Annotated in this window: 2 protein-coding genes and 1 pseudogene; all 3 read right to left on the reverse strand. The window is 59.9% G+C overall.

All coding sequences use genetic code 11. The annotated features are described in order from the left end of the window. A pseudogene (locus FHT73_RS28790) lies at window positions 1-109 on the reverse strand (IS6 family transposase); the annotation flags it as partial. Further along, window positions 97-600 carry a hypothetical protein gene (locus FHT73_RS28795; protein ID WP_112610994.1) on the reverse strand — a complete coding sequence of 168 codons (504 nt, stop codon included), beginning with the start codon at window positions 598-600 and terminating at the stop codon, window positions 97-99. The gene FHT73_RS28795 and the pseudogene FHT73_RS28790, both read right to left, overlap by 13 nt. Next, window positions 597-14522 (reverse strand): hemagglutinin repeat-containing protein, encoded by a 13926-nt coding sequence (locus tag FHT73_RS28800; protein ID WP_210290531.1) that lies wholly within the window; start codon window positions 14520-14522, stop codon window positions 597-599. Before FHT73_RS28800 ends, FHT73_RS28795 begins: the two co-directional genes overlap by 4 nt. Window positions 14523-14573 lie beyond the last annotated feature (51 nt).

Raw genomic sequence — 14573 nt, forward strand, 5'->3', positions numbered from 1 at the left:
GCAGGTCCTCGACGTCGCGCAGGCTCAGCAGAAACCGATAATAGAGCCAGACTGCATGGGCGATAATTTCGGCTGGAAAGCGATGGCGGCGGTAAGTTAACACCGCAATAGTTCACCTTGACAGATCACGTCACTTGCTCTCTCTCTACTCGAATTAACTAGAATCTGAATATATTCAAGAAATGTGGACCCCGTCTCGGTAATACTTCCGGCATTTTCATCAAAGCAAAATACGGAATCTGGGTCATCTCCACCGGTAAACATAAAATAATACTTTGTTTCCCATTCAATAGAAAATAGAAATGGCTTTGGTTGTATTAAACTGTAAAGGCCAGCATCCTGCAGGTCGTTAAAAAATGTGAATTGAGTGAGCAGCTGTGTCCTTACGTCCCACGTCCCTCGATATAGGATGATAGCCTCGTCGTTTACGAGTCCACCTGAGCATCGCCCTATTTCCATCATGAAATCACGGAAATCGCCCCTCACGTCTATGTTGTAAAGCCTTTCTATTTTGCCGATTTCGACTTCCTCATAACCAAGAACCCGAGAATAATCTACCGCTCGGCCCTGGCGTACCTTCTCCAAAAATCCAGTCGTCATGGGTTAACTCCGGTGGACCCCTGATAAATCTTCACATTGAAGTTCGGATTGCTTGTAGCAAACGTGCCGCTGGTTGCTTGACATCCCTGACACATCCCAGGCGAACCAATGGACGTGTTCTGAACAGCGATCGAAACCTGGGCATTTTTCCCTGCAAAATTATCTTGAATATAGCTGAAAAGCTTTTGCTCGGCGTGGTTAAAATTGGAGAGTGACCCTATCGTCGCGCTTGGCACTGATCCAGTGTCTCCGGTGACGACGCTGTAGTTGACTCCGTTTATTACAACCTCCGTGGGCGCATTTCCTTTCCACGATTGGCCACTAACAGACAAAAAGTTACGTGTTTTGCCGTCAACCATCACAGTAGATACCGCAATGGAAATACCTGCGGTCTTGCCTCCTTTCACATAGTTTACCAGTTGGCCGCGCACGGCGTTAACGTCGAGTGGACTGCCTTCCGTGAGGGCCGACAAATTGTTGACAGAAAGATTTGAAGGCAAGGTGAACCCCGGAAGGGCCGAAATTACACCCAAAGCCGCCATGCCCGCGACATCAACTCCGAGCGCCTGCGCCTTTTCAAATTTTTGCGCCGTTGACAGAGAGTTGTTAGCCCAAATAACAGCAAGTGCGTTTGACAGACCCTCGCGATTAAGGGCCGCTAAAGCGCCACCGTCCTTAAATGCGTTAGTATTTGGGCCGTCCGAGCCACCGTCCAGCTGTGAAACAGCGCCCTGTAGTGCAAATCCGTTTTCGTACTCATCGGCCGTGTTGAGGCCGTAGTAGCCGGTCGCATATCCGGCAGAAACGAGAATGCCCAAGCGTTGCTCTTCAGTAAGGCCATTGAGGTAGGCAGCAATTGCATCCTGACATGTCTGATATGTCTTAATATCGAGACGGATTAGGGAGCCATCTGCTAACTTAATATTGCAATCGCTACTTGCATAAGCTGGCGTGAATACCAAATCGAGCAGATTGAAGCCCTGTTGCTGGCTGCAGCCCGCAAATGATCCGCCCTGTGCGAGCGCGCTTAGGCCCGCCTGAACTTCGGCTGTTTCTTTGGACGTCAATTGCCTTCCGAGTATGTACCTGTCAAAGAAGCCCCCCGGGGCCAGGGCATCACGAAGACCACTTGACATAGCTTCCAAGCCGTTAGCAGACAGATACGGCTCAAGATCGATATGCTTGTCCTTAGTGATGACGTTCTGCTTTGAGGGATCGGTGTTGATCTGATCGACCGGTCTTGTCTGCCCGCTCTGCTCCAGCGAGGCCTGCTGGTCGGGATTGCGGACGGTGATGTTCGCCGCCGCGCCGCTACCGCTTATCGTCGCCTTGACCGACTGCTCGACGTCATCAAGTTGGTATTTGCCGCTGGCGCTCGAATTGTTGGTCGTCTTTCCGTTGGCATCCGCCCCGGAATAAAGGTCGATATCGGCATTGACCTGATAGCTCTGGTATTTCTGCGTGCCGATGAAGTCGGACCAGGTCAGCGTACCGGTATCGAGATTGACCTGGCCATCCCGGGAGATGAGCCCGGATGCGGCGAGATTGGTATTGCCGCCAACGGTGATGTTTTGATCACCGGTGGAATAAAGACCGGCGGGCGCATTGATCCAGTTCGTCGAGCCCTTGCCGGAGCCGAAGCCCGGCTGCACGCCGCCGAGTGTCAGACCGCCAAGCGCCGTGCCGATATTGCCTGATGTCAACAGATCTTGTCCGGGAGTACTGCCGATCGTCGGGCCGGTAAACGAGAAGCCGAGCGAGGACGAGCTGTTCGACTGGCTGCCGGTGTTCGGCGTCGAGACGATGTCGAGGTTGCCACCGACAAAGCCGCTGATCATATCTGCCGAGAAAACAGTGTTGTCGAGGGTTGTATCGCCCTTTGAGATGAAGGTGATGTTGTTCGTAGCACTGACGGTGGAGATTACCTGCGTCGTTGACGAACTCGACGATTTTGCCTGCCCCGCTGAAACACTGGCCGTCGGCGTGATACCGGTCGCGCCGGCCATGCCCACGCCAACCGACACACCGATACTGGCGCCAGCCGATTGGCTGTGCGACGAGGCATTCGACGTCGCCTGAGCGCCGGCCATGTCAATGTTGTTGGCCGAGATCAGCACGCTCCCATTCATGGGATTGTCAGCATGATCCGGGTTGGCGGTCGCGGAAATCTGCAGGCCACGGCTGGTAAAGTCTCCATTCGTGGAGATATCGACCGAGCTACCCGAAATCGTCGGCAGAACCGGTGTCGAAGTCGAAACCGAAGTCTCGTTCTTCGAATAGGTAAAGCCGGCGGTCAAAGAGACCGACGCGAGATTGCCAGCTTTGATACCATCCTTGAGGCTGGAGAGCGCATCGTAGGCTTGCATACCGGCGAAGGCGACGTTGGCGGCCGAATAGCCGTCCGTGACCTTGCCGAGTTTGGAGGCGAGATTCTCGATGCTCTGGCCGGCGCCGACGAAGCTGGAGGAGACGCCGACACTGACGCCGGCGAAGAAGCTCGTCGCGACCTCATCGAAGTTGGTGATGTCATTGCCTGAGAGGATGTTGACACCGTTTTTCCCGACGATGGTGACGCCACCGCCGGCCGCGATCTGGCCTGCCTGATCGTTGAAGGTGTCGCCGGCCTTAAGCGTGATGTCTCCGCCAGCCTTGATCGCCGACACCGCATTGGTCTCGGCACTCTGGTTGATCTGGTCAGTGAAGCGTCCGACGCCGATGCCGATCGAGGCGCCGCCGCCGTTGGTTGAGACCTGGAATCCAAAGCCAGAACGCTTGTCGCTCTTCGAGGTGTCGTCGCTCTCATGGCCCGGCAAGATATTGATATCGCCGGTTGCGTTGCCCGTGACATTACCATTGGTCGCGGCGATCGAAGAGCCGATAATATTGAGGTCGCCATTGGTGGCATTGAGGGTGATGTTGCCATTGGCGGCAGACAACGTCGAGCCGATATTGTCGCTCGAACTTTCGCTGATCGTCTTGTCATGGCTGCCATAGATCGAGATAAACCCGCCACCAGAGCCGACGCCGATACCGGACTTTTTGGTCTGCTTGTCGCTCTCGTGCTCTTCTTCCGCCCCCATGACGGTGACGGTGGAGCCGGAGAGGCTGAGATCATTGCCCGCAGCCATTTCCGAACCCGAGACGACAGCCTCGCCACCGGCGTTGACGGTGATATTGCCGGATGCGGAAATTGAGGAACCGACTGTGTTCTCGTCGTAGCTATGGGTATGGGTCTTCGACGAGGATAGGAACCCGCTGGACTTGCTGTCGGCGGTCGTTTCCTTCGTGTCCTTGCCGGACGCAATGACGACGTTGTTGGCCGCCTGGATATTGGCATTCGCCGTATGAGCCGCATCACCGGCCGTGACGTCGGAGGCCGAGATCGTAACGTTGCCACCGCTAGAGGCGATGCCGATGCCAGTCTGGCCCGAGATAGACGAACCGTTCGCCGTGGTCGCGGCTTCGCTTGCTTTTTTCGAGCCGGACTTGCTGGACGATGATGCACTGTCGGTTGCTTCACTAATGACGATGTCACCCTTGGCGGTGAGGTTGGCGGTACCGCCCTTGGCATCGACATCGGAGCCGATGACGCTGATGTTGCCCTTGTCAGCCTGAACGGTGACGTTGCCATTCTGCGAGGTGATCGACGAATCGTTGCTCGTAACCGCGGTCGAGGACGACTGACCACCCTTGTAGCCGGTGGCAGCACCGGCGACTGTCTTAGACTGACTGCTGGTCTGATCCTCGGACGCAGTGATGGCGATATTGCCATTCGTCGAGACAATGCCGAGATTACCACCGGACGTGAGCGACGAGCCGCCGATCAGCACGCCCTGACTGCCCGACACCAGCATGCCGCCGCCGGCGATGAGCGACGAGCCCTGCTGGATCTGACTGGTCGTGGTCGTGATCGTGCCGCCCTGCGAAAGGTTCAGGCGGTCCTTGCCGAGAACGGTATTGTCGACGCCGGCCGAGATGATGCTGACCGAACCGTTCGCGGAGGCGATAGAGAGATCGCCGCCGACCTTGGCGGAGCTGGCGATGATGTTGACGCCGTTGGTGCCAGCAATGCTGAGATTGCCGCCTGATGTCACCGTGGTCCCGACCAGCGTCTGGATGCCGCCATTGTCCTGTTTGACGGCGCCGATCGTGACGGTCTGGCCGGAAAGCTGCGCGCTGCCGCCGGCGGCCACCTTCGTCCCGCTCAGTGTTAGGCTACCCGCCCCGGCATCCATCTTAAGGTTGCCGCCGGCCGTAACGCCGCCATTGGCGGCAACGATGGTCTGCCCGCCGATGTTCATGGTCTGGGCGGCGAGCGTGATGCCGTTCTCGGCATTGAGATTCATATTGCCGCCGGCGAGGAACGCCCCGCCATTGGCCTTGATGCTTCCCGCATTGATGGTCATGCCGTCTGCCGCGGCAATCGCGCCGGAATTGTCGACTGAGCTGGCATCGATGGTGACCGTGTTGCCGGCGATCATGGCAGCGGACGTGGTTTTGGCGCGATCGGCGGCCGAAAGATAGACGACCGGCACCAGCACCGGCGCGCCATCGACGATCTCAGTCTGGTAGATGACCATCGATTGCGTCAGCGACGCCGCCTGCTGTGGCGTCAACGCCTGCCCCAAGCTAAGTCCGTTCGCCTCGGCATAGGCAACGCCATTGTCGAGCAACGACTTCATCTGGTCGGTGGCGTTATCGCCGGGAACAAAAGATCCCGCGCCAAGACCATTGCCGACCAGTTGCCGCATCTGCTCGTCGATGAGCTGATTGTCGAAATAGGCATCGCCCAGGAAGGGAACCTTCGTCTCGGGCGTATAGCCGATCCGGTCTATGAAATAGGCCGAACCGTAGAATTTGGAGACGTCAAGGAAAGCAGCCCGCGTCTCGAAGAGGAAGACCTGGCCCGGGACCGTGCCGCCGACGCCGCCCGATTGCGGCTTGGCAAGCGCTGCGAGCTGCGTGCCGTTTGTCTGCAGGATCTGGGTGAGATTACCACTATTGCCGATCGCGGCCGTCAGCTTGCCCATCAGGCTGTTCGGACTGACCGAAGCGCCAGCAGCCGTCAGGGTGTTGCCGCTGATTGCGGGTCCTGCCGCTGCAGTCACGCCGGTATTGACTATCGAGGCACCAGCCGTCGTTGTCACGGCAGTGCTGCTGACCGCAACACCGTTGGCCACGGCCAGGTTACTGCCGCCGACCAAGGGACCGTCGGCAGTGGTCACGCGACGGTTGCTTACCGCGACGTCGCTATTTGCCGTCAGAGTGCCGTTGTTGATCGAAGTGCCGCCGCTTGCTCGCAGATTACCGCTGCCGATCGCGGGTCCCGAACCGATCGTCGGACCGCTGGCTGCAAGCGATGGACCACTGCCGGCATTGGCGCCGCCATTGGCTGCGACGTTTGAAAGCGCCGCACTGACATTGAACAATGCCCCACCGGCGGTCATGCTGTTGAGGGCGCCGAGCGGATTGTTCGCAGTCGCCGGAGCGTCGATCGCAACCTGACCGGCGATCGAGCCATTGGAGGCGACATTGTTGACGGCGCCGCCGCCATTGATGGCAAGGGCGCCCCGCGCCTGGATCACACCGGAAATAGCGCCGACCACCTGCACGTTGACTGTGGTACCCGGGTTCAGATCGCGCGACGGATCGCGCTGCCCGTTCGGGTTCGGCGTATAGTCGAGTGTCGGGTCGTTTCCGCCGATGCATGGCCGATTGGGGCCGCTGCAATCCAGCCCGCCTTGCGTCGGGTCGGAGGAGACGACGTCTGGGTAATATTGGCATGGAGTGCTGCTGTCGCAGATCGTCTGGGTGACACGGTTCAGCGTCGCGCCGTCGTTGGTGAGCGTGCCCGCCACGGTAAGGAGCATGTTGCCGTCGGACTTGATCGAGCTGTAGCCATTCCAGAGATTGATCGCATTGACGGTCAGATCTCCACCAGCGCGGATCTGTGCGGAGGCGCCGGCGCCGCTGATCAACTGATCCTGCGAAACGATCTGGCTGACCAGATGATCGACTGCTTGTACCCAAGTATATGTCGGTGGGTCATGATCGCCCGAGCCGTTGCAACGGGTCGCGCAGCGGTAAGTCCTGGTGATTACGTCATAGGCGCTGAGAATAGCATTGGAAATCTGCACATTGCGCTGGATTGCCGGTGCCGAGGTCGTGACGTTGCTCAGACCATTGGTCAGGATCGACATTGTGCCGCCGGACTGAATGAGACCGGCAGAGTTGACCACAGCACCGTTGCGCTGACTGCCGCCCGGTCCGGCTATGGCAAGGCCGTTACCGGACAGGATAGCGCCCTGGTCGTTGGTGAGCGTGCCGCCGACGAAGAGGTTGGCATTATTGCCGGCAAAGACGAGGCCGGACGGGCTGTTGTAGAAGTCGCCAGCGACGTTGAAGGTGAGATTGTTGCCAGCGGCCAATTGGCCGGTATTGCCGAGCGATGGCAGGTTCAGCGTCAGGTCATGCGCGGCGAGCAGGGAGGTACCGGCGGTGGTGGCAAGGCCTGCGGCGGAAATGGCGATGTCACCGGAACCGCCGGCATTGGCGACGGTGCTGACCTGCGCATTGGAAAGATCGGCACCGCCGGAGAGATTGAGGCTCAGGCCGCCCAAGACAAGATTGCTTCCCGAGAGATTGGCGGATGCAGCATTGACGATCAGCGTGCCGCCCGCCGCAATCCGGCTGCCCCTGCTGCCCGAGAGATCCAGTGCGCCGGTATTAAGGGTCAGGCTGCCTCCAACGCGGGTGGTGTTGGTATAGGCAATGGCGCCAGGACTTGCGAGCGCAGCATTACCCAGGCTTTGCAGGCTGTTGTAGCTGATATTTTGCGTCGCCGTGGCGGAAAGATTGCCGCCCGAAAGCAACGAGTTGGCGCTGATACTGCCGTTTGAGGCGGCAAGCGTCATCGTACCGGCGCGGCGCAGCATCAGACTGCGGTTGCCTGATGCGTTGGTGGCGGCAAAGTCGACGCCGGAAACCAGTGTATCGATCGAGATCGACCGGGCGGTGAGATTGATATTGCCGGTCCCCAGCGATTGGCCGGTGAGCGTGATGGCGTTACCCGCGGCCAGGGCTAGATCGCCATGGGCGACGGCATTGGTGCTGATATTGTTGGCAGCATTGGCCGTAATCGTCCCGGCAGCAAGGAGGCTGTTGAAAGAGATGTCGCCTGCGGTGGCTGCGAGTGTGAGATTGCCGCCCTGGCCTAGAATGACGTTGCCGGCTCCCGATTGGTCCATCGCCGCAAAATCGACACCGGCCGCGATGACGTTGCCGCTGACGGCGGATCCGGTCATCGAGACGTTGCTGGCGCCCAGGAGCTGGCCGTTGATCCTGACCGCGCCAGGGCTGGTGGCCGAACCGATCGCGACCGCACCGTGGCCCGTGATGTTGCCGCCTGTAAAGGCACTCGCGGCCACATTGAGGTTGCCTGCGACGATCAGCATGCCGGCCGACGCACTTCCGGCGTTAATAGTCAGATCGCCGCTTTGTCCGAGAGCGATGGCGCCGTTTGACGATCGCGCAGTGGTCGCGAAATCAACACCAGTAACTGCCTGGCCCAGTTGGACGGTCGAACCGGAGAGCAAGACGTCACCGGCGCCGAGGAGCTGGCCCGAGACATTGACACTGTTGCTGCCCGCAAGGGTGATGTCGCCATGCCCGGTCACAGCGTTGGCCGTAATCGCAGTGCCACTGGCATTGATTGCGCCAGCCGATAGCATGGTCTGCGCGGTGATGCCCGCAGAGGCGGTCAGATTCATATCGCCGGCAGTTCCGAGCACTATACCGCCGCCACGGGCATTGGTGGCAGCAAAGTCGATGCCGGAGATCAGCGTCGGCGCGTTGATGTGACCGCCGCTAACCGTGAGATTGCCGGCAGCAATGATCTGGTTGCTGATATCGACATTGCCGACAATGCCTGCATTGCCATGAGCGGTGATGCTGTTGGCGATGAGATCAGCCGCTTTCGCCGTGACGTCACCGGCAGAAAGGATCGTGCCAGCCGTGATATTGCCGGAGGCCGTAAGATTGGTGCTGCCAGATGATGCCAGCACGATGTTGCCGCCGGCGGCATTGGTGGCGGCAAAGTCGATGCCCGAGATCAGGGTCGGTGCACTGATGCTACCGCCATTAATCGTGAGATCGCCGCCGGCAAGAATCTGGCTAGCAATGTCAACGTTGCCGGTGATGCCGACCTTACCTCGGCTGGTGATGCTGCTTGCCTGAAGGTTTGCCGCTTTCGCGGTAACGTCGCCGGCCGACAGGATCGTGCCGGCCGCGGCGTTGCCGGCGACGGTGAGGTCCGTCTTACCGGCCCCTCCAAGCACGATGCTTCCGCCGTTGGCTGCGGTCGCCGCAAAATCCACGCCGGAGACCAGAAGTCCGGCGTTGAGGCTGGCGCCATCGATCGAGAGATTGCCGGCCGATAGTACCTGGCTACTGACGTCGACACGATCGCTGGCCGCCAGATCGGTCGTGCCGTGGCTTGTGATGCCATTCGCGCTCAGATCGCTCGCTTGCGCGGTCAAATTGCCTGCGGACAACAGCGTGCCGATCGTGAGATTACCGCTCGAAGCCAGGGACATATCGCCACTTGATGTCTGGACAATATTGCCGTTGGCGGCAGCGGTACCAGTAAAGTCGACACCGGAGACGATCGCGCCTGCGGCGATGCTCGGGCCTGAGATGCTGATGTTGCCGCCACCAAGGACTTGGCCATGGACGGTGGTCGCACCGGCAAGCGCGATATCCTTATGGCCAGTGACGGTATCGGCCGTCACGGTAGCGGCATTGACGTTGATGGTGCCACCGGCCTGCATCGTCGATGCAGAGAACCCGCTACTCAACTGAGCCGTCAGGTCCCCGAACTGTCCAACAACGATATTGCCGCCGGCGGCGTTGGTTGCACCGAAGTCGATACCGGCGACGACAGATTGGGCCGACAGGCTCTGGCTAGTGATCAGGATGTTGCCGGCGCCGAGAATCTGGCCGGTAACGCTGGTGGCGCCATTAAGCGTGATGTCGCCATGCGCTGTGACGGCGTCTGCAGTCACGGTCGCACCGCTGCCCGAAAAACTACCGGCCGACAGCAATGTACCGGTATTGATCGCACCGGTCGAAGCGAGTGTCAGGTTGCCGCTCGTCGTCTGGACGATATTCCCATTGGCGGCTGCCGTCGCGGCGAAATCGACGCCTGAGACAATGGTACCGGCTTTGATGCTCGAGCCGGAGATGCCCACGTTACCGCCAGCGAGCAGTTGATTGGCAACGGTCACGCCCCCGACGGCCGTTCCGGAAAGCGTTACATCCTCGTGGCCAGTGATCGAAGCCGCTGCCACGGACGTGCCGCTGAGATCGACGGCGCCCGCTGCCTGTATGGTCGGCGCAGCGACGGCGCCATTGACATTCACGGTGAGATCACCGCGTTGACCAAGGACGATATTGCCGCCGGCAGCATTACTGGCGTCGAAGTCGATACCGGAAACGATCGTTTGGGCGGACAGGCTTTGGCCCATGATCGAAACGTTGCCGGATCCGAGGATCTGGTTTGTGACGCTGACCGCGCCATTGAGCGTCACAGCGCCATGCGCCGTTACGCTATCAGCGCCGACGGTCGAGCCGGAGGCATTGAGATTGCCGGCCGATAGCAATGTTCCACCGCTGATATTGCCCGACGACGTCAAGGAAATGTCGCCACTCGTCGTTTGGACGATGTTTCCGCCGTTGGCAGAAGTAGCAGCGAAGTCGACACCCGAGACGATAGTCCCAACCTGGATGCTCGAACCGGAGATGCCGATGCTGTCGCCGCCAAGCACCTGGTTGGCGACATTCACGCCTCCGACCGCGGTTCCGGAAAGGCTAATATCCTTATGACCGGTGATCGACGCTGCAGTGACGGATGCACCACTGATGTCGATGCTGCCCGCAGCCTGTGTGGTCGGCGCCGTAACGGCTCCGTTAACATTCACAGTCAAATCGCCGCTTTGACCGAGGGCGATGTTACCACCTACCCTGTTGGTCGCATCGAAATCGATACCTGCAATGACAGTCTGTGCCGACAGACTCTGGCCTGAGATCAACACGTCGCCGGAGCCAAGGATCTGGCCAGCAATGTTCACACCGGCGCCCGTGGCCGTCGTACCGGTCCCCTTGAGGGCAATATCGCCATGCGCCGTGACTGCATCGGCGGTTACGGTGATGCCGTTCGCCGAGAATGCACCGGCCGACAGCAATGTGCCGGCATTGATCGAGCCGGTCGACGCAAGCGTCAAGTCGCCGCTTGCCGTCTGAACGATATTGCCGTTAGCGGCTGCAGTTCTGGCGAAATCGACGCCGGAAACCACAGTGCCGACTTTGATGCCTGAACCGGAGATGGCGATGTTGCCACCCCCAAGGAGTTGACTGGTGACGGAGGTTGAGCCGGACAAGGTGATGTTGCCATGGCCGGTGACGGCATTGGCATTGATGGTCGCCCCGCCGGCATTGATGCTGCCGGCGGCCTGCATGGTCGGCGTCGCCACGGTACCGCCGACCGAAATCGCGAGATTGCCAGACTGGCCAAGGACAATATTGCCTCCTGCCCTGTTGGTCGCATCGAGGTCGATACCAGCCACGACGGTTTGAGCGGAAAGGCTCTGGCCGGTGATCGATACGTTGCCGGAACCCAGGATCTGGTCTGTCACACTGATCGCGCCGCCCAGCGTCACGTCGCCATGCGCCGTGATGCCGTCAGCGGTGACCGTCGAACCCGAGGCGTTCAGATTGCCAGCCGAGAGCAGTGTGCCAACGCTGATGGCGCCCGGCGACGTCAATGACATGTCGCCGCTCGCCGTTTGGACGATATGTCCATTGGCGGCAGCCGTCCTTGTGAAATCGATGCCGGAGACAATGCCGCTGGTCTTGATGGCAGAACCCGCGAGACTGATGTTGCCGCCACCCAACACCTGGTTGGTCACGTTAACGGGACCGCTCGCGGCCGAAACGGTGATGTCCTTATGACCGGTAATCGCGTCGCTGGTGACCGTTGCGGCGTGAATATCGATGGTGCCAGCAGCTTGAACCGTCGGCACTGTCACAAAGCCGCCTGCTGCGACCTTCAGATCGCCAGTTTGACCGAGAACGATATTGCCGCCGGCGGCGTTGGTGGCATCGAAATCCAGGCCGGCAACGAGACTCTGGACGGACAGACTCGGGCCGTTGATCGATACGTTACCCGCGCCCAGGATCTGACCACTGACGCTGATCACGCCGCCAAGCGTCATGTCGTGATGGGCGGAGATATTGCCTGCGGTGATCGTTGCGCCGTTCGCAATGAGATCGCTCGCCGACAGTAATGTTCCGGCGTCGATTGCGCCGCTTGAGCCAAGCGTCAGATCACCGCTTGCGGTCTGAACGATATGCCCATTGGCGGCCGCGGTGGCGGCAAAATCGACGCCAGAGATAATCGCGCCAGCCTTGATGGTCGGACCGGAGATGGCGACTTTGCTGCCGCCGAGAACCTGGTTCGACACGGCGGTGGCGCCGGAAAGGTTGATGTTCTTGTGGCCCGTGATCCCGTCAGCGGCAATGGAGGTGCCACTAACATCGATCACGCCCGCGGCCTGCATGGTGGGTGCCGTAACGGCGCCATTGACCGTGACCTTTAGATCGCCGGCCTGGCCAAGCACGATATTGCCACCGGCGGTGTTGGTAGCGCCAAAGTCGATGCCAGCCACCATAGTCTGCGTCGACAAGCTTTGGCCGCTGATCAGCACATTCCCGGATCCAAGAATCTGCTGCGTTACGTTGATTGCGCCACCAAGCCTCATATCGCCATGGGAGGTCACGCTGTTCGCCGTGAGGCTCGAAACGGTAGCGCCGAGACTGCCGGCCGACAACAGCGAGCCTGCGTTGAGTGTACCCGAGCTTGAAAGCGTCAGGTCGCCAGTGCTGGCGAGCACGATGTTGCCATTAGCGCCCGCCGTCCTGGCAAAGTCGACACCGGAAACGATGCTGCCTGCCTTTATGCTTGGCCCGGAGACACTGACGTTGCTTCCCCCAAGAAGCTGATTATGGACCGTGGTGGTACCAGCAAGGGTGATGTTCTCGTGACCGGTGATCGAATCTGCGGTGACCGACGCACCGCTGACATCAATTACGCCCGCGGCTTGGATCGTGGGCGTCGTGACGGCGCCATTGACCGATACCTTTAGATCACCACTTGGGCCGAGCGTGATATTGCCGCCGGCGGCATTGGTGGCATTGAAGTCGATACCAGCGACAAGCGTCTGTGCCGACAGATTTTGACCTGAGATGAGCACGTTGCCGGCACCCAGAATCTGGCCACTGACGCTGATCACGCCGCCGAGCGTCATGTCGTGATACACGGAAATATTGCCGGCGGTGATCGATGCGCCGTTCGCGTCGAGATCGCCCGCTGACAACAGCGTTCCGGCGCTAATCGCGCCTGCGGTCGTCAGTGTCAGATTGCCAGTTCCCGTGGCCGTCGGGCCAAGGGTGATGCGCCCACCTGCCGCATTGGTGGCGGCGATATCGACGCCTGAGACAATGGCATCGGCGGCAATGCTTGAGCCGATGATGCCGACATTGCCGCCGCCAAGCACCTGGCCGCTGATCTCAACGCGACCGCTTGTGGTCGTCGTGGCCACGCTGCCGCTTCCGGCCGTCGGACTGGTGGCGCCGGTCAGCGTGATGTTCTTGTCGCCGGTGATCGCATCGGCAGTAATGGTCTGACCGGAGGCATCGATCGCGCCGGCTGCCAGCACGGTTCCTGCCTGGACGGCGCCAACGCTGTCGTTGATCGTCAGATCACCGCTACCTGCCAGCACGATATTGCCGCCGGAGGCCTTGGTCGCCGCAAAATTGACCCCAGACGCAAGCAGACCAGCGCTGACACCATTGGCGTTGCCATTGATGGTGATATCGCTGGCTCCGAGCAATTGGTTGGTGACGCGCATGCCGCCGTCGATACCGACGTTGCCGTGACTGGTGAGGTTGTTAGACTGCAGCAGGGAAGCCTGGGCCGTCAGATTGCCGGCCGACAGCAACGTGCCGACCGTGATGGTGCCGGCGGCAGCTGTCAAATCGAGTGCGCCGGCCGAGCCCAGGACGATATTGCCACCAGCGGCGTTGGTTGAGGCAAAGTCGACGCCGGACGCGATAGCGGTCGCCTGAATGCCAGCCCCGGAGATCAGGACATCGCCCGCTCCAAGAATCTGACCGCTCGCGTTCATCGCAGCATTAACGATGAGCCCGCCATGCGAGGTAACGTTAGCGGTCGTAAGTGAGGTTGCAATTGCGGTAAGATTGCCGGCTGATTGAATATTCCCCGCCGTGATATTGCCGGTCGCACTGGCGTTGAGGCTTCCAGCCGACTGCAGATTGCCCGTGGCTATCGTGCCGCCGGTTGCCGTCAGGCTCAAGTTGCCTGCCGAACCAAGAACGACATTCCCGCCGGGATCGGCACTTGTGGCAGCAATATTGATGCCGGAAACAACCATGCCGGTGGAGATTGACTGGGCAGTGGTGCTGACATTGCCCTGCGCCAGTACGTTGCCGGAAACGGCAAGACTATTACCAGCGGTAAGAGCGAGATTGTTGTAGCTCTGCAGCGAAGCGGCCGAGATCGAGCCGGCCGTGGCGGTCAGAGTAAGGTCGCCGGTGCTGCTGGCAGTCCCTGCAATCGCTATATCGCCGGAGCTGGCGACAAGCGTGGCTGCACCATTGCCAGCGGTGACGCTGCCGGCAGCAATTCCGCCGCCCGAACCCATCTGTACGCTTGTGCCGCCGTTGACATCACCCGACACGCTCAACAGGCCGGCACCGTTCGCAAGCGCGATATCGCTATCGGCGGCGACAGACTGCAGGGTGATGCCTTGATCGGCTTGAACCTTGACCTTCTGCCTCGAGGTCACCTTGGCGGCAGTGACCTTCTGTTTCGAGGTGATGGTGACGCCATCGCGTGC

Source organism: Rhizobium sp. BK098 (genome assembly GCF_014193155.1).
Classification (GTDB): Bacteria; Pseudomonadota; Alphaproteobacteria; order Rhizobiales; family Rhizobiaceae; genus Rhizobium.

Excerpts from the sequence above, each read along its gene's own strand:
- FHT73_RS28795 (WP_112610994.1), bottom strand. The coding sequence starts at position 600 with ATGACGACTGGATTTTTGGAGAAGGTACGCCAGGGCCGAGCGGTAGAT.